Source organism: Limnospira platensis NIES-39, assembly GCF_026000695.1.
Classification (GTDB): Bacteria; Cyanobacteriota; Cyanobacteriia; order Cyanobacteriales; family Microcoleaceae; genus Limnospira; species Limnospira platensis.
Map to the genome: position 1 here is coordinate 2,563,050 of NZ_AP026945.1, position 16,576 is coordinate 2,579,625.

General features: G+C 44.7%; 14 protein-coding genes. 4 read left to right on the plus strand and 10 right to left on the minus strand.

What is annotated here, in order from left to right:
• The first annotated feature begins 175 nt into the window (after window positions 1-175).
• Window positions 176-1,414 carry an LL-diaminopimelate aminotransferase gene (locus N39L_RS12595; RefSeq protein ID WP_014275393.1) on the plus strand — a complete coding sequence of 413 codons (1,239 nt, stop codon included), beginning with the start codon at window positions 176-178 and terminating at the stop codon, window positions 1,412-1,414.
• A gap of 107 nt (window positions 1,415-1,521) precedes the next feature.
• Here the strand turns inward: N39L_RS12595 and infB are convergent, their stop codons facing one another.
• The 5 genes from infB to N39L_RS12620 all read right to left on the minus strand — a co-directional run bounded on the left by infB (window position 1,522) and on the right by N39L_RS12620 (window position 8,812).
• A complete protein-coding gene (gene infB / locus N39L_RS12600; RefSeq protein ID WP_014275394.1) occupies window positions 1,522-4,644 on the minus strand; it encodes a translation initiation factor IF-2 in 3,123 nt (1,040 codons plus the stop codon).
• 311 nt (window positions 4,645-4,955) lie between these two features.
• Entirely contained in the window at window positions 4,956-5,222 is a 267-nt protein-coding gene (locus N39L_RS12605) for a YlxR family protein (RefSeq protein WP_035737147.1), read from the minus strand.
• Between the two features lie 39 nt (window positions 5,223-5,261).
• Window positions 5,262-6,509: a transcription termination factor NusA gene (nusA, locus tag N39L_RS12610; RefSeq protein ID WP_014275395.1), complete on the minus strand. Its 1,248-nt coding sequence runs from the start codon at window positions 6,507-6,509 to the stop codon at window positions 5,262-5,264.
• A 70-nt stretch (window positions 6,510-6,579) separates the two neighbouring features.
• Complete coding sequence (gene rimP, locus N39L_RS12615; protein WP_006618766.1) at window positions 6,580-7,041, minus strand: ribosome maturation factor RimP; 462 nt, start codon at window positions 7,039-7,041, stop codon at window positions 6,580-6,582.
• A 316-nt stretch (window positions 7,042-7,357) separates the two neighbouring features.
• Window positions 7,358-8,812, minus strand: a complete 1,455-nt coding sequence (locus N39L_RS12620; RefSeq protein WP_006618767.1) for a hypothetical protein — start codon at window positions 8,810-8,812, stop codon at window positions 7,358-7,360.
• A gap of 86 nt (window positions 8,813-8,898) precedes the next feature.
• Between N39L_RS12620 and N39L_RS12625 the strand changes: the two genes are divergently transcribed.
• The 3 genes from N39L_RS12625 to N39L_RS12635 all read left to right on the plus strand — a co-directional run bounded on the left by N39L_RS12625 (window position 8,899) and on the right by N39L_RS12635 (window position 11,366).
• Complete coding sequence (locus N39L_RS12625; protein ID WP_006618768.1) at window positions 8,899-9,891, plus strand: glycosyltransferase family 2 protein; 993 nt, start codon at window positions 8,899-8,901, stop codon at window positions 9,889-9,891.
• 423 nt (window positions 9,892-10,314) lie between these two features.
• The gene (gene rpsF, locus N39L_RS12630; protein ID WP_006618769.1) at window positions 10,315-10,665 is read left to right on the plus strand and encodes a 30S ribosomal protein S6; all 351 of its coding nucleotides are present in this window, start codon (window positions 10,315-10,317) and stop codon (window positions 10,663-10,665) included.
• 146 nt (window positions 10,666-10,811) lie between these two features.
• The gene (locus N39L_RS12635; RefSeq protein ID WP_006618770.1) at window positions 10,812-11,366 is read left to right on the plus strand and encodes an Npun_F5560 family protein; all 555 of its coding nucleotides are present in this window, start codon (window positions 10,812-10,814) and stop codon (window positions 11,364-11,366) included.
• Window positions 11,367-11,461: 95 nt separating this feature from the next.
• Here N39L_RS12635 and N39L_RS12640 read toward each other — a convergent pair whose 3' ends face one another.
• From N39L_RS12640 to N39L_RS12660, 5 genes are all read right to left on the minus strand, one after another.
• Entirely contained in the window at window positions 11,462-13,459 is a 1,998-nt protein-coding gene (locus N39L_RS12640; protein WP_014275397.1) for a PAS domain-containing hybrid sensor histidine kinase/response regulator, read from the minus strand.
• A gap of 37 nt (window positions 13,460-13,496) precedes the next feature.
• Window positions 13,497-14,132, minus strand: coding sequence for a chemotaxis protein CheC (locus tag N39L_RS12645; protein WP_006618772.1), 636 nt, complete (start codon window positions 14,130-14,132; stop codon window positions 13,497-13,499).
• A 12-nt stretch (window positions 14,133-14,144) separates the two neighbouring features.
• Window positions 14,145-14,516 carry a response regulator gene (locus N39L_RS12650; protein WP_006618773.1) on the minus strand — a complete coding sequence of 124 codons (372 nt, stop codon included), beginning with the start codon at window positions 14,514-14,516 and terminating at the stop codon, window positions 14,145-14,147.
• Window positions 14,517-14,745: 229 nt separating this feature from the next.
• Window positions 14,746-15,147, minus strand: a complete 402-nt coding sequence (locus N39L_RS12655; RefSeq protein WP_014275398.1) for a DUF1667 domain-containing protein — start codon at window positions 15,145-15,147, stop codon at window positions 14,746-14,748.
• Between the two features lie 31 nt (window positions 15,148-15,178).
• The gene (locus N39L_RS12660; RefSeq protein WP_006616993.1) at window positions 15,179-16,444 is read right to left on the minus strand and encodes an NAD(P)/FAD-dependent oxidoreductase; all 1,266 of its coding nucleotides are present in this window, start codon (window positions 16,442-16,444) and stop codon (window positions 15,179-15,181) included.
• Window positions 16,445-16,576: the final 132 nt, after the last annotated feature.

The window sequence follows — 16,576 nt, forward strand, 5'->3', positions numbered from 1 at the left end:
TACAGGGAACTATTGGGGTGGTTAATTGCTCCCAAATAACCCTTAATTATTCCGAGGTGTCGTTGACTCCGATATCTTCCTGGTTGGAAGGACCCTACAAAGACTGTGTTTACAAATAAGCGATCGCACGTCCCCCCTAGGCGGTAAGCTGTTGGAGAGTGTTTGCACAGTAACGATGACAACTATTAACGATAATTACCTAAAACTCAAAGCTGGCTACCTATTTCCAGAAATCGCCCGGCGGGTTAATACCTTTGCGGAAGCCAACCCCGACGCACAAATAATTAAACTGGGAATTGGTGATGTCACCGAACCTTTACCAGAAGCCTGCCGAACTGCTATGATTAAAGCCGTTGAGGAAATGGGCGATCGCTCTACATTCAAGGGCTATGGACCAGAACAGGGTTATAGTTGGTTGCGCGAAAAAATTGCCCAACATGACTTTCAAGCCAGAGGCGGCCATATTGACCCAGAGGAAATCTTTATCTCTGACGGTTCCAAATGCGACACGGGGAACATTCTCGATATTTTTGGCAAAGATAACACCATTGCCGTCACCGATCCAGTATATCCCGTCTATGTAGATACCAACGTCATGGCAGGAAATACCGGACCCGTCAATGAGCGTGGGGAATATGAGGGGTTGCTATACCTTCCCATTACCGCCGAGAATAATTTTACCGCCGAAATTCCTAGCGATCGCGTCGATTTAATTTATCTGTGTTTCCCCAATAACCCCACAGGCGCTACAGCCACCAAAGAACACCTGAAACAATGGGTTGATTACGCCCGCGCCAACCGTTCAATTATCCTATTTGATGCCGCCTACGAAGCCTTTATTACCGACCCCAGCCTACCTCACTCCATTTATGAAATTGAAGGCGCTCGTGAATGTGCGATCGAATTCCGTTCCTTCTCCAAAAATGCTGGTTTTACCGGCACTCGTTGCGCCTTCACCGTCGTTCCCAAAACATTAATGGCAAAAACCTCCTCCGGGTCTGATGTCGAGCTGTGGAAGCTGTGGAACCGCCGCCAGTCCACCAAATTTAACGGAGTCTCCTACATTATACAACGGGGAGCCGAGGCAGTGTATTCCCCCGCCGGACAATCCCAAATCCAACAACTCGTAAATTTCTACCTAGAAAACGCCCAAATCATTCGCGAAAAATTGACCACCGCCGGACTCACAGTTTATGGTGGTGTCAATGCCCCCTATGTATGGGTCAAAACCCCCAGCGGTCTATCAAGTTGGGACTTTTTTGATAAATTACTGCAAACCTGTAATGTAGTAGGAACACCAGGTTCCGGTTTTGGTGCAGCCGGGGAAGGATATTTCCGCATTTCAGCCTTTAACAGCCGTGAAAACGTAGAAGCCGCCATGGAACGCATCACAGACAAGTTTAAAACCCTCTGAAATTAGTTCACAGCAAAAACCCCGGCTTCTTCAAGAAACCGGGGTAGCGTGCGCCAGAGACTACCGATTGCAGTCAACAATAATGTTCTAGCTAACCAAGAAAGTCCCTAGCGGGAGAGAGTCCGACGCTTAGTCACCATTCGATAGGCTTCAATAGAGTCACTCTCATTCCAGTCATTGAAGTTTTCTGCCGCAATACCACATTCATATCCAGCATTAACTTCCTTCACATCATCTTTAATCCGCTTCAGGGAGTCAAGGAAGCCATCATAGACTATCTGTCCACCGCGATGAACTCGGATTTTGCAGTTACGAATCAGCTTACCAGACTGAACATAACACCCAGCCACACGGGAACGACCTACAGGGAAAATAGCCCGCACTTCCGCTTGACCAAGAGGTTCTTCCACCAATTCCGGTTCTAGCATACCCTCCATCGCCGCTTCAATATCATCGAGGAGGTTATAGATAATGTTGTATTCACGAATATCAACCCCAGCGCGGTCAGCTGCGCCTCGTGCGCCACTGGCGACAGTAGTATTAAAACCAATCAAAACCGCATCACTAGCCGCTGCTAGGTCAATATCAGTCTCTGTCACCTCACCCGCCGCCGCTAACAGCAGTCGCAGTTGTACCTCCTTCTGAGGTAATTTCTTCAAAGCATTAACTATAGCCTCTACAGACCCCTGAACATCAGCTTTCAGAATAATATTGAGGTCTTTAAGTTCTCCCTCCTGAACCCTAGCCGACAAAGCACTGAGACTAACCCGACCCTGGAGTAAGCGAGACTGTCGGGCTGTATTCGCCCGTTCCGAAGCCAAAGCCGCCGCCTCTTTTTCGCTCTCAAACACCTCAAACTCATCTCCGGCCGCCGGAACATCCCGCAAACCCAAAACCTCAACCGCAAACGAAGGGCTCGCATTATCGACCCGTTCACCATGATCATCAATCATAGCCCGAACCTTACCTAGGGCAGAACCTGCTAAGATTACATCTCCTACCCGCAGAGTCCCATTCTGTACTAACAGAGTAGCCACCGGGCCCCGTGCTTTATCTAGGTTAGCCTCAATCACCGTACCCTTAGCCATACGGTTAGGATTAGCATAGAGGTCCTCAACTTCCGCCACCAACAGCAACATCTCTAGCAGAGTATCCAGATTTCCGCCATTAATAGCACTAACCGGAACTATAATCGTATCACCGCCCCACTCTTCAGGAACTAAACCATATTCCGTCAGTTCCTGCTTAACTCGGTCTGGTTGAGCCGACTCCTTATCCATTTTGTTAATGGCAATTACCATCGGCACACCCGCCGCCTTAGCATGGCTAATAGCCTCCACTGTCTGAGGTCGCACCCCATCATCAGCAGCTACCACCAGAATAGCAATATCCGTAACTCTGGCTCCCCTCGCTCGCATAGCGGTAAAGGCTTCGTGACCAGGAGTATCTAAGAAAACCACCTGTTGAGTCTCGCCCGACTCATTTGTTACATCAACATGGTAAGCACCAATATGCTGGGTAATGCCTCCCGCTTCTCCCTGGGCTACCTTAGTTTTGCGAATAGAATCGAGCAGGGTAGTTTTTCCGTGGTCAACGTGACCCATAATCGTTACCACTGGTGGACGGCGTTGGAGATTATCCAAATCCTCCGCATTGAGCATATTATCAGGTTTTTGAGCCTCTGATTTCTGCTCCTCCGTTACCACCGTAACCTCTAATTCCTCACAAACCATCGAAATAGTTTTGAAATCTAGGGTTTCTGTGATATTAACCGCAATACCACGGGAGAACAGACGCTTGATAATTTCCGTTTCCGCAATTAACAGAGCATGAGCGAGTTCCTGAACCGTCATCGGTCCTTGAACTACTAAACGCTCCACCTTTTCTGGTAATGCTGGTGTAGGCGATCGCCGAGAAGCAGCCGTTGAATTGCCGCCACTACCACCCGAATTGCGAGATGGTGCTGACTTTCTTCGTCCCTGATTAGAGACTACAGCCAATTTTCCGGCACCAGAACCAGTTTTAGCCTTGGGAGGTCGAGCTAAGGACATACTCAGAGCCTCAGACTCCGAGCTATTGGCCGTCAGGCTATCAAAATCTTCATCATCTTCATCATCAATCAGAGGCTTAATCCGGGGGCGCTTCACCTTGGCTTTAGCTGCCTTACCACCCTTTTCATCATCATCATCTTCATCATCCACAGCACTGGCGCGCTTGGGTGAAGTCATCGGTTGGGGCCGCTTCAGGGTTAAACCGCGTTTGGGGCGTTTCGACTCCAATATTCCATCATCTTCAGGCATAGCCCCGATATCACTATCATCCTCGATGATATCAGTGGAGTCTGTCTTAATCGCGACGGTTGATTGTCTCGAAGGTGGTGGTTGTAGTTCCGGCATCGACTTGGCAGGTTTCACCGTAGAAACCCGCCTTTTCACGTCTCTAACCTCTTGGTTATCAGAGGGAACTGGCCGTTTTTTCTGTTTGGAAGCTACTGGTTTATCAGCTTTATCAGCTTTATCAGCGCTTTTATCCACGGGAGCGCTCCCTCCCTGACTCGGTTTGGGAGTTGGCTTATTCTGTTTTAAAACTGGCTTACGAGACAGTTGCGGAGATTTAGTCGCTGTCGGTACAGGTCGGGCCGGGGGCGCTACTAAAGTCGGTGATTCTTCCTCAGTAGTCGATTTAGACACCTGCGGAGTCGTTTTTTCGGGCTTAATAGTCCCGCTGACATCATCTTGGGCTGTGGTAGCTCCAGAAGAGGTAACTTCCACAGGGGGTTTGCGGGGAGGTTGGGGGGAATTATTAGGTTTTGGCAACTCGGATATATTGGTTTGAGAACTGACAGATGATTCGGACAAGTTGGGGGGTTTGGGGGGAGTGGCAACGGATTCAGCAGATGGCTCAGGCTGGGGTGAGTCTGCTGGTGATGGTTGATTTTCTGGTCTGATGAGGTTTGGTCTGCGAATTTCTAAAATCTGTTGCTTTTTCTTGTCAGCCCCCCCACCACCACCGGAATGGGATTGATGGGCTGCATCGGGGTTTTCATCGGACCATGTGGAAATCGGATGACTGGCGACGTATTTCTCGATCCGTTCGGCATCTGATTCCGTAATTGTACTGCTATGGCTTTTGACAGAGATATTCAGCCGTTCACACACGGCTAAGATGTCTTTGTTCTCCAAATTTAACTCTCGTGATAGTTCGTAAATTCTGACTTTGACGTTGTTCATCCACTCTTGCCTCTTCGTACCAACCCGTTTTTTATTATATTGACATTATTTTAGGGGTTCTACCAACTGCGATCGCCTCCACTGGGTTACACTGTACCACTTTCAGCTCGATCGCCATCGGTACTATATCAACTTACATTTGTTTACTACAGAAACAGTTTAAGCCCTAAACAGACATAATGCCAATTATGCCCACCCTGATACCCTATTTGCAACCAGGGAAACTCTTGTTATTGACTTATGCTGTAATCACCTCCTTATAATTCCAGGTAGCGGGTTGATGGCTGTAAAATTTCAGTCCCCATACTACATTAGCTATCCGGCTGCGAGTCCGTAGCTAAACGCTGCCACAGGATTTGAAATACTTTTTCCGGCACCGGAGCCCTTAATGCTCGTCCGAGTCTATTTTTCTTCTGAGCAACCATCAGGCATTCAGCAGTTTGACAAACATAAGCTGAACGACCCATGCCTTCATCTAATTCTACCTGATGGGATGGATAGACTCTGACCAATCGCCAGAACTCCTGTTTAGCAGCCAGGCGGCGACAGGTAACACACCGACGAAGATGATCCACCATAATTTTGTATCCTCCCATTTATACCATCCCCAAAACCACCTATACCTGAATTTCAGATACTTCTGTAGCTTCTGGCTCTAAACTTTCCTCTTCCGATACTTCCCCAGTTAGTTGTCCCTGAAACTCCTGAGCCACCTTTTCATCTTCAGCCGCCGCATCATACTTAGCCACATCTTTAATATCAATTTTCCAACCCGTCAAACGTGCAGCCAAGCGCACATTCTGACCCTCTTTACCAATAGCCAGGCTCAATTGGTCTTCCGCTACCAGTACATGAGCCCGACGTTCCTCTGGGTTCACCAGACGCACTTCATCCACACGAGCCGGACTCAGAGCATTAGCAATATAAATTGACGGGTCAGGAGACCAGCGGATCACATCTATTTTCTCTCCCCGCAGTTCATTAACTACCACCTGAATTCGAGATCCCCGCGCCCCAATACAAGCTCCCACCGGGTCCACATCTCTGTCTAAAGTATCAACCGCAATCTTAGTTCGTGGACCTACATAATTCGAGGGCGGATTGGCTTCTCTAGCCACAGCCACAATTCTCACCACCTCGTCCTCAATTTCTGGCACCTCATTCGCAAACAGGTACACCACTAACCCCGCATCAGACCTAGAGACAATCAATTGAGGACCACGCTGGGAACCCTGGGAAACTCGCTTCAGATATACCCGAAAAGTCGCATTAGCTCGATAGTTATCCTTGGGTAATTGTTCTCGTTTCGGCAATTCCGCCTCAACTTCTGGCTGTCCATAAACACTACTTACAGCCATAATCACCGACTGGCGCTCAAATCTCAGTACCCGAGCCTGTAGGACGGTTCCTTCATGTTCGGCGAACTCATCCTGAATCATCTTCCGCTGTTTGTCCCGTAACTTCTGAGCCAAAACCTGTTTGGTTTGAATAGCAGCCATGCGCCCAAACTCATTCTGCTCTGGGGTAACATCTAAAGTTACTGTATCTCCCAATTCAGCTTCGGGAGCCACTTCCTGCACATCCTTGAGGGAAATTTGATGGTCTTGGTTACTAGCTTGTTCCACAATGGTTAGGTTTTTGGCTAAAACCCTAAATCCCTCTTCCTCAACATCGAGTTCTACATCAAAATTATCGAAGTAGTCCTCAGTAAATTGGGTATCGATCTGAACCGTGCGCCTATAGCGTTCATACCCTTTGAGTAACGCTTCCCGCAGAGCCTCTTCTACCGCTTGTTTCGGTAGGTTGCGCTCCGTGGAGATGCTCTCAATCATATCTTTGAGTCCGGGTAAACTGACCATTGACATAATGATTTGTCCTCGTAGTAATTAGTTAAATACACAATTGAGATTAGCTGTTATACCTGTCGAGTCGGGTTTATTCCCCTTCCTCTAGCAGGACTTGCGTGATTAAGGAATTGGGGATAGAGATTTGTCGCCCTTTCTGATTGATATGGACTGCCATCTCGTCGCGACCCACCAATTTTCCAGTTTGTTGTTTGTGTCCTTTGTAGGGTTCGGAGGTGGTGACTGTTACCGGAAATCCTTTGAAGGAGATAAAATCGCGATCGCAGCTTAGGGACCTCGATACTCCTGGACTCGATACTTCCAGAATATAAGCATCGGGAATTACATCTACCGCATCGAGTTGTTCTTCGAGGGCTCGACTCATCCGCTCACAATCTTCTAAACTGGTGTCTTGCTCCAAATTACGGATATCAACCCGCAGTACAGGAGGCTTCTGGTTAGTGTAAAACATTGCCCCCACGACTTCTAACCCCAGAGCTTTGGCGACTGGGGTGGCTAGGTCGATAATTTTGGGAATTAGGGGGTGAACCATAGTCAGATTTGATGTTAAAACGCTACAATTAGGCTCTATTAAGGTTTGTACCTAAGCCTAGGGTTACGGAAATCTGGAGATCATCCTTTACCATAGACCTGTCCTTTGGGGTTGGCCATGGAAATGCTGCCACTAAAAAAAGTGGGTGTCACCCACTTGTAGATGAAACTGTATCTTCCACAAGAAGCTGAGGGCTGACCCCCAGCTTAACTTCCTCATCTATTACTTTAGCTCACAATTTAACTATTCGATCATGGCAATTCCATAATTGCTAGTGGCTAGGCTATCTACGAGTGGGGGAGGGGGTCTCCTCGCCTCAGTCCTCCTCATAAACAATCAATCCCTCTAATTTGCGCCTTTCCTGGATTGATGCTAGAACTTGCTCGAAGTTTTCTTCGTCCACTCGATGTATATAATTCAGTTTAATTTCTTCTAATAGATCCACCAGTAAATATTCAAACTGCTGCATTTGTTCCCCTTCAATTTCCTGCCATAATACTTTGCCAAAGTCCCGCACCAGTTGCTCTGTTAGTTGGCTTCCCTTGCGGTCCGACATGGCTTTACGAATCCCTTCATAGGCACTATTTGGACCCTCTGTGGCTAATTGGGATAGTTCCCCGATCAGGCGATCGCTTAATTCTTTAGCAATATTATCAAATCCGGGCACTTTTTTAAACCTTTCTACCACCTCGGAATTTTTGACTACACTCTCCACATTATAACGGATTAGTGCTTCTATATCCGACTCTAGTTGTGGGATAACCTTATAAACCACCACCTGAATTAATTGATTAGAAATAAATTCGATTTCATTCAGGTTATTAATATTCATATACCGCTGCTGTTGTGACTGAGCGATCGCCTTACCAATATTACCTTCTCTCAGTTGGTCTTGCACTTGATTAATGAATTGGATAATCACCGCTTCCGTTAATTCCTGCGATACCGATGACACTAAACCTCTACTGGCAAATGCTCTGAGTTTCTCCAGCTTAATTAATCCGGTTTGATCTAAACGAATAGTCACCGGAATAATCCTTAATAATCTCGCCGTTGGCAGCGAAATAAACATTAAGATATCGTACCAACGCCAGAGCATTGCATCTAACCAAGTCACCGTGTTAAATTTACTGCTCACTACCCTAGTTCTAATCAGAAATTCCACTAAAAAGAACAGCACAAACGGAAAATCAATTCTCCAAAAATCATTGACAAAGTTACCCGTTTCTGATAATCGTCGAAAATAATTAGCCTCCATTAACGGCTTGATCTGACTTGTAAACCAGTCGATCTCCTCCATAAATCCATTATCATCAAGATATTCAACACTCCAAAAAGTAGCGAAGGCTTGCTTAGAGGAATCGTCTGGGTTGGGAGCGCGATCGCGCATTCGATTTTTAATAGTCTCCAAAGCACCACTTTTATTAGCGATCGCAAAGGGGTTAGTATCAACCATTTCTATACTTTGCTGTTGCAGACTCAGCAGAATATCCTCCACTTCCGGTGATTCTAGTCCCGTCTCCACCACCTGGTTATTCAGAGCTGCTACAGTTTCTATATATCTGACCGTGTCCCGGTGGGGTTCAATCCCCATAATCGGATCATAGAGTTCCGTTAACTCTCGAAAGTGACGGAAATAAAAGTCACGCCAGGGTATATAACTAATATTAAATAAAACTAGGGCATAGTTGACAACGGCTATCATTGACAGACCTCGTTCGATCCACAGACCCACAGGGGTATTTTTATTAATCGCTCTCGGTTTTTTCATGGTCATAGACTCAATCGGTTCTGTTGACAACAACTAACTCTAGTTAAAATTTCAGTAATTGACTAATTGATTTTATTGATAATCTCATGTCTGAATCTTATCCCCGTATCAGTGTGGTGATCCCAGCCTACAACTGTGAACAGTATATTGCCGAAGCCATTGATAGCGTACTGGCTCAAACTGAGACTGATTATGAAATCATAGTTGTTGATGATGGTTCTCAAGACCAGACTCGCTCCGTGGTAGCCACTTATCACAGCCAAGTTCGCTATGTTTATCAGGATAATCAAGGGGTTTCCGTGGCGCGAAATCATGGTCTGAGTTTGGCTAGGGGTGAGTTTATCACTTTTCTCGATGCCGATGATTACTTTTTTCCCGATACCCTCCGAAGCCAACTCGCTGTATTTGATGCTGACCCGGAATTGGCGATCGTCCATAGTGGTTGGCGCAGGGTTAACCAAACCGGCGAAATGTTGATCGATGTTCAGCCCTGGGAAATGGTGGCTGAGTTAAATTTAGAGAATTGGTTACGCTGGAAGCCTTTGGGGACTATGGGAACTTTGATGTTCCGCCGCCAGGCTTTGCAGACCGTTGGAGGCTTTGAACCTGGGTTGGCTCATGCGGAGGATGTCGATTTGATTTTGCGTTTGGTATCTAGCGGCTATCGCAGCGCTTGGTTGAAGCGATCGACCGTCTGTTATCGTCAACACGATCGCAATACTATGCGAGATGGTATCTCTCAAGCCAAGTCTATCAATTATGTCCTCGATAAATTTTTTAATTTACCCGATATACCCTTGGAAATTAAAGTCATTGAGGACTGGGTTCGCTATAGTACCTTGGTCTGGAGTTCCTGGTATTTATACCATACTGGCTTCAATACTGAGATGGTCGAATATTTACAGCGCTCATGGTCTTATAGTCCTTTTCTACCCATGGAAACCGTCATTAATTGGGTCGAAAGTTTTACTCAGTATTCTCAAAATGTCGATGCTATTTTCGATGTCGATCATTTATCTACATCTCCTGAGTGGCAAGGCTTATTAAAATGGGTCATCAGTAGCCTGCAATACCCCTAGTCTCTATCTCATGTAACTACTTCGGGTTCCCTAGATTTAATCATTACACCCGACCTAAACCAATTAGGAAATTATGTTAAGTTTTGTAAAATTTGTCAAAAAGTCCCCCCGACCCTCCCAGCCGGGGGGTTGCTTTTTGGGTTGACCTATGCTATTGTATTAAATAATGGAAATCTTAGTAAAAATTTTACTTTGGGTTATGTTTCCATTATCTAACAGTATGCCAATATCCTACCATTAGTTACCGGTGCTTGTCAACCCCCGACCGTGATTTGGCCGAACAATTTTTTAAAAATTGAACAAAAAATCAACTTTTAGGTTGAAGGATAGTCAACCGATTGTATTGTGGAGCCAACTAATGTAGAATGTATAGATCCTTGCTTCTGAGTAGAAGCCTAAATTGTCCACAAGGAGTATCATTAAATGAAGCCTTTTGTTTACGAAACCATGTATATCCTGCGCTCTGACCTAAATGATGAGCAGGTAGAGGCGGCGATCGCCAAATATCAAGATATCCTGCACGAACATGGGGCACAAAATCTTGACGTGCAAAATTTGGGTAAGCGTCGTTTAGCTTATGATATCGACAAGCACCGGGAAGGCATTTACATCCAAATGAACTATGAAGGTGGGGACAGCAACCAGATTAAAGTCATGGAAAGAGCCATGCGTATAGGTGGCGATGTAATTCGTTATCTGACGATTAAACAAGATGTCACCCCATCTCCAGTCGAAGCCGAAGCGCAACCGGAACCCCAACCCCAAGAGGTTTAAAACTCAAGTCAGGTCAGGAGTTGGTGACGGTCAACCCAGCTAATTCCTGACTGTTCGATACTCCTGGAGTCTCTCTCTTGCCGATTGGGTGGAATTGGGAGTATTTTAGGGGACATATTGGAAGTTTATAGGAGCCATTGGTTATCATGAGCCAGAAAAATAATCCCAACTCCCAGGAACTCACAGCAGAAGTCGCTCGGCTGAGTGAAGAGTTAAAAATGCGAGATCAACTGGTGCAGCAGTTATCTCAAGAATTATTCCGTTTGGTGAAGGGAAATGCTAACTTAGCCCCAGATCCAGAAATGGCCGAGCGACACCAAGCTCAGATGAAGTCCTTGCGGGAACAACTCCAGCAAGTAGAAGAACAGGTTAAGTTTTATCAAGACCAGATCAATGAGCGGGATCTGGAAGTTTACCAACTTAGACAGTCTGTTCAGGAGTTAACCGATCGCTCTCGAATGCTCGAACAGGTAGTGCAAGAATTACCTGGAGTCTACCGCCAGAAGTTTTCAGAACGCCTCGAAGAGGTCATGGAAAGGGTGGAAAAACTGCAACGGGAAAATCGGCAACTCCACGCCGAACTACAAAGTGTTACCTACCGTCTGGCTCAAAAGAGTCGCCGTCCTGGTAATTTAGATCTGCCAACTTTTCAGCCCGGAACTCAGAGCGTCATCGAGTTTCCTAGTTTAGGGAAAGCGTGATTTTTTCCTGAGTCAGCATCAAACCTAGTCAAACTTAGGGGTTGGTTCTAGGGAGCATCGCAGAACAAACCCCTTTATTTGGATTAACTAAGTGCCTAGGGTTTGTTGGGACTAGAATTAAGGCATTTTTGTAGAACTTCTAATAACTCCTGTGTGGTGAAGGGTTTTGATAAAAATATATCAACTCCTAACTCAGCTATATCTTTGGCTATGTCTACTGAAAAGTAACCGCTAATTCCGACAATTTTAATTTTAGGATTCAGGGATTTTAGTTCCCTAATCGTAGTTTTGCCACCCATAACAGGCATCATAATATCGATAACCACACAGTCAATTTTATCTAAATATTGACTGTATATTTTCATAGCCTCAACTCCATTACCGGCTACCAAAACTTGATATTGAAAACTCTCTAAACTAGCCTTAGTAATTTCTCGGATGGGTTCTTCATCATCAACTACTAAAATGAGTTCACCTTGACCTGTTGTAATTAATTCTAACCGCTCATCAGTCATAGTTTCTAACTCCTCTGAGGCGGGTATATAAACTCTAAAAGTAGTTCCCACACCCATTTGAGTTTCAACGTCAATAAAGCCATTATGACCCTTAACTATACCGAGAACTGTGGATAGTCCTAAGCCACTACCTTTAGCAAATTCTTTGGTAGTAAAAAAGGGTTCAAATATCCGGTCTAAAACTTCTTGGCTAATGCCAGTTCCGGTATCGGAGGCGGTAATCATTACATAAAAACCTTCCTTAGCATCAAGGTTTAAACGAGCTTCTTTTTGGTTTAAAATAACATTACTAGCTGATAGTGATAAATTGCCCCCATCGGTCATCGCATCTCGTGCATTCACACAGAGATTCATTAAGATTTGATGTAGTTGGGTGGGGTCGCCATAAACTGTCCAGAGTTCCTTAGAAACATTAGTGTTAACATTGATAGATTTCGGGAAGGTTTCCCTAGCAATATCTGCGACTTCACTAATTAAGTGTCTCACCTGAAAAATCTCTAGTTTTCCCTCAAAACCTTTGGCAAAGGAAAGAACTTGCTTAATTAAATTGGCTCCCCGTTTGGTGTTATTTTCAATTAACTTGAGCATTTTATTTTGTTTTTCCTGGTCAAGTCCTAATTGAAACATTTGCACAGAGGCGAGAATCGGTGTTAAAATATTGTTGAGGTCATGGGCTATGCCACTGGCTAGGGTGCCAATACTTTCGAGTCTTTGCGCTCTCAGTAGTTGGATTTCTAGTCTCTTGGTTTCAGTAATATCTAAAAGAACACCCACTATTTCTTCAATGTGACCAGAGGCATCACACACCAGTTTCATTTCGTCTCGTAACCAACGATAACTACCATTTTTATGGCGGAAACGATATTCTGTGGTTAGGTGATTTAATTTGAGAATCTGTGAGCAACGATGATGGATTTTGGGGCGATCATCAGGGTGAATGCGATCGCTCCAAAAATTCGGGGTATTAATCCATTCACTAGGTTGATATCCTAGTTGAGTTATGAGATTATCACTGATAAATTTAGGGGGATAGTCTTCGGTGGGATAACAAGTATAAATAATCGCCGGACTCGAAGCCAATAAATGCTCAAGTTGAATCTGAATCGAACTTAATCTCGCTTCCGTTTCCTCAAGTTTAGTGATTTTTTGTTGCAGTTCTGTTTCTCGCATTACCCGTTCGGTAACATCTGCAATTACTGTAATAGTTCCGCAAATTTCTCCAGCTTCAATTAAGGGAGCAATACGGACGCTTTGTTGCATGGGGGATAAAGAATGACTACCAATAGCCGGAATATTAATTAGATAGGAATGGAGGCGCTGAGACAGGAAAGCTACTTGACCTTGGAGAGCTTGTTCATAAAAGCGATGGATGCCTCGTTCTTTCATGTCAGGATAAAGGCTGAACAAATGACATCCCATTAAATCTTGAGCAGACCTGCCACTATGGATTTCTAGCCAATGATTCCAACTGAGAACCTCTAATTTATTATTAGTAGTAAAGATGCCCTGTTCGGCAAAGTTGTTTAGCCATTTTAATAAGGCTTGACTATGGGAAGGATGGATATTATGATCTAACATAATTAGGTAAATCCCATATTTAATAATAATTGGTTGATTACCGAGTCAAAGATGGCGTTACTGCCTCATCTGCCCAACTGTCTATCAACTCTAATAATTTCTCTAAAGACACTACCCCTAATATCAGCACTAGATAGCCATTTACCGAGTCTTCACGCATTTTAAAGGAGGTATACATTACCATGGCATAGCTGACTTCTTCCTTGCCAATAATCAGAGAGTGGATCAGTCCATCTAGGGCTTCTAGGTAAAGGCGGGGTACTGAAAAAGAAATCTGAATTTCTAGTAAATTTCCGAAGACGCTTAAACAGGAGTTCAGTAGGATATTGCCAATTTCTGTTAGCACTTCTCCGGCGGGAACGTCAAGGCGATCGCTTGATGGGCTACCCTCTGGGGACACTAAACGGGACAACATTACCGCCCCTTCATAGTTTAATAATAATAGAGCATTTCCCGACACGGGCCCTGTAAAAATCTGCTGTACTGTCGCAATTTCACCATTAACAAAACTCGCCAGTTTCCCGGCTAATTCTTCAATAGGATGAATAGACACTTGAGGAACATCAAGCAAAATGCGATGACCCGTTAGTTGCGATAAAGAATTGGCAGTGCGAGCAAAACCAATATTTATTAACTCAGTTAGAGCATCTTTTTGCTTTTCGGTCAGGATCATCGCAGGACCTCCCTAAGACTGTGATATAGTAATGAGAGCTTGATTTACCTGGTCGAGAACACTTTCAGCCATAAAAGGCTTGTTAATGTAACCCACTGCTCCAGCGGCTTTAACTGCGGCGCGAGTCATTTCTTGAGCATCGGCACTGGCAATAATAACCCTAGCTGTGTTATCCATTGCCATGAGTTGATCTAAAACTTCTGTTCCCTGCATATCTGGCATAGCCAGATCAATTAAAACCAAGTCCGGTTTATCGATAAAGTAGCGTTCCAGCGCAGCCAGTCCCCCTGTAGCTTCAATTACTTCGTGTCTATCTGTTTCTAAGATACCACGCATAATCCTACGGGAGAGACCAGAATCATCAACGATTAAAATTTTAGCCATTGCCAAGTCTCCCAAGCCCTGCGGTTGATTACGGTGGAGTATAAACAGGAGCTATATTTGAACTCCTATACGATATATAGTAACCGGAAAAAATGGGTTTTATAAAATTTTTGTACAAATTTTAACAATCTAGTTAACTATCTAGGTGGTCTGCTAAAATCGAGAATATGAGGACATTAACAAGGTGCCGAAACACCTTGTATAAATCAATTATCGTCTGTTTTGACCATCAATTTTGATCAGTAGGCATATCTCGTGATGCCACCACATCGACACCTAAATCAAAAACATTAGATAAGATGGTATCGCCGATATGAATCGGCGCGGTAACATTAACTTGCCGCAATTGCTGACATAATTCTATCACTTTTTCTTTCGGTATGGCAGCGGTGGTTTTTACGGGTAATTTTGCCCAAATACCATTATTAACTCGGACTGTAGTTGTCACCATGCGACGGGGTTCGGTGTGTTCCTGTTTGGCATATTCTTCGCCTCGTTTACAGGTGAAGCCTCGCACTTCGACAATGTGGCCATTATCTGCCTCGACTTCTAGGCGACATCCCAAAGGACAACCAATACATAGATAATGAGAAATGGTGGTTTCTGTGGTGGTTTCTGTGGTTTGATTCATGGCTTTTTATTTATCCTAAAATTAGCTAAATTTACTCAAGGGGGAGGATATCAATTGTTAAAGCCTCTCCGTGGAAATTCTGCAAAAACCGGGGTTTGACTTTCAGGTTGACCATTTCGGCGGGGAATACATACCGGAGTTTTTTCTCGTATATATCCCCAAGTTTTAAAATGCTTTCTTTGAGAGGACGACGCACTCGCATATAAACGGTATGCTCCCGATCGCTCGAAATGGTTTGAGGTACACAATAGGCGACATTTTCACCAGGAATTAAACGGATATTATCCGTAGGGGGTCGATTTCCGGTTACATAGAATCCGGCATTTCGACCAGCTAATATGGCTTCTTGGCTGACAAAATCAACTAGATCGTGAATGTGGACAACATTACCACAAGCAAAAACTCCATTTATAGAAGTTTCCATGGTGCTGCTAACCACTGGACCGCTGGTAACCGGATCAATTCGCAGTTGTAATTGACGAGATAGTTCGTTTTCGGGAATTAATCCAATCGATAATAACAGGGTGTCGCAGGGAACATACCAGCTTTGGTCGGCGAGGGGTTGTAGGTGTTCATTAACTGGCGCGACGGTGACTCCTTCAATGCGATCGCGTCCATGAATTTCTACTACTGTGGTAGATAGATATAGGGGGATATTAAAGTCCTGTAAACATTGCACAATGTTCCGGTTTAATCCGTTGGCGTGGGGCATTATTTCAAATACTCCCGCCACTTCTACCCCTTCCAGGGTTAGCCGTCTCGCCATAATTAATCCGATATCCCCAGAACCCAGAATTACGGCTTTATTTCCTGGTAAAAATCCTAGTAAATTTACAAATCTTTGGGCTAACCCGGCGGTTAAGACTCCTGAACAGCGGGTTCCGGGGGTGCGAATAGCGCCACGAGTCCTTTCTCTCGCACCCATGGCTAAGACGGTGGCTTTGGCGGAAATGACCTGCACTCCCTGGCTTCCAGACATTAATTTAACTCGCCGATCGCCATCTATATCTAAAACATAGGCATCTGCTATAATGTCTATATCCTTGGCGATCGCTTGTTCTAAAAAACGTTGAGCATATTCAGGTCCGGTCAACTCTTCTTTAAAGTGTTGGAGTCCAAAACCGGGGTGAATACATTGTAATAAAATGCCTCCCGCTTCCTTTTCGCGATCGACAATTAAAACTCGTTCAGCGCCAGACTCTTTCGCGCCTAACGCCGCCGCCATCCCAGCCGGTCCGCCGCCAACAACTACTACATCATAGTTGTTATTTAGGTGCTTAATACTCTCAGTAATCATGATAATTTTGTCAATTGCTAACAACAAAAAAAGACTAAATTTTTGGCGGGTTATATAGTCAATTTTTGTCGGTAGTAAGTAACCGACATTAACCCGCCATTTTTAGGCACAATAGGCTATGGGTTGTAATCA